The organism is Aequorivita aurantiaca, assembly GCF_030410135.1.
In the GTDB taxonomy this organism is placed as follows: domain Bacteria; phylum Bacteroidota; class Bacteroidia; order Flavobacteriales; family Flavobacteriaceae; genus Aequorivita; species Aequorivita aurantiaca.
Genome location: NZ_JAUGQQ010000028.1, coordinates 1 through 1,544, shown reverse-complemented (window position 1 = coordinate 1,544; position 1,544 = coordinate 1). Strand labels below are relative to the sequence as shown.

Sequence of the window (1,544 nt, the reverse complement as noted above, 5' to 3'; positions counted from 1 at the left end):
TGTAATTGTTGGATTGGTTTCAAAATCAAAAAGCACTTTGTTCAATACTTTTAATTCTCCGGAAGCAGCGTCAATAGTAAAAGCATTTGCAGGAGATTGTTCAATAATTGAAAAGGTAACAGAACCTTGATTTGTGGTTCCAGAAACAGTGCCAATAATAAATCCGTCACTAGGGTTTTCATCCATAGAAATTGAAAAATCTGAAGTCGTTACAGTTGTTTCAAATGGGTTTGAATCATCATTACTGTCTTTTGAACAGGAAAGGAAACTGAGCACGACAATAGCGATTACCATTGTGAATGAGAAGATTGTTTTTATCTTTTTCATAAGAAATTTTAAAATTATAGACTACAGTTACCGTCTATGATGTTCTGTTTTGTGGGGTTGTAGGCGTTACCAGTTGCAGTATAAGAAGTTTGACCATATACTGTAAATGCATTTTGTAAAGCACAAAAGTCTAAAAGATTAGTATTGTCAAGTAGGCTTATTTGTGAAATATTGTGCAAACCATTTAATCCATCTAGACTTGTTAAGTTCCCATTATTTCTGATATTGAATTCACCATAAGTATGGCTTAAATTATTAAGACCTTGTAGGTTTATTAGAGAATCGTTGTTCACAATAGATATAATAAAAAAATTTCTTGTAATCTTTTCAAGTCCTTGTAAGCTTTGCAACAAATTATTATTGATAATACTTAATGATTGAAATACGTCAATTTTTTCTAAACCACTAATGTTTTGAAGTAATGGATTATCGACAATATACAAGGTTGATAGGATTACATCTAAGTTTTGGAGGCCATTCAAATTTTCCAAATTATTATTATTATAAATGCTTATTGTACCTGCTTCATTTCTTAAACTAGTTAAGTTATTTAATCCGTCCACATTTGTAAGAGAATGGCAACTAACAATAGTAAAACCATTTCCAGCAATACTGAGATTGCTTAACCAGTCAAGATTTTGAATTAAAGGGCATTGGATTATTGAAAGATTATATTGAATGTCAGTTATCTGTGTTAAGCCTGAAAGATCTGATAACACATCGTTTTTAAATAAGTTTAAATCAAGGATTGAAGTTATATCGTTGAATCCTTTAATACTTTCTATTAAAGGATTTTCCAATAGAGCAAGCTGTCCGCCTAATTGATGAATGTTAAGACCTGCTGTAGTGGTTAAAATAGGGTTTCTCACAATTTGAATATAACTGTCAATTCTTCCAACAGTATGAAGTGGAGATAGGTCAGTTATATTGCTTAAACCTGTTTCATCATGGTTTCCAATTGTTAGTGAGCCTGTAATTTGAGTATAATTACTCGCTCCAAAAATATTTACTTCTTCTTGTGTTTTTAAAAATACATCGCCATCATAAATATTTTCCTCAACTAAATCATTCAGAGTAATCGTTACCAAAGCATTTTTAACAGCAAGGCCATTCGCAACGCTTATTGTTCCTGTAATTGTTGGATTGGTTTCAAAATCAAAAAGCACTTTGTTCAATACTTTTAATTCTCCGGAAGCAGCGTCAATAGTAAAAGCATT

The 1,544-nt window shown here is 31.3% G+C and carries 2 protein-coding genes; both read right to left on the bottom strand.

The features are described from left to right. The coding region (locus tag QRD02_RS14240; protein WP_290255630.1) for a cadherin repeat domain-containing protein at positions 1-327 on the bottom strand (327 nt) is incomplete at its 3' end. Between the two features lie 14 nt (positions 328-341). Next, a partial coding sequence (locus QRD02_RS14235; protein ID WP_290255629.1) for a hypothetical protein occupies positions 342-1,544 on the bottom strand: 1,203 nt, incomplete at its 5' end.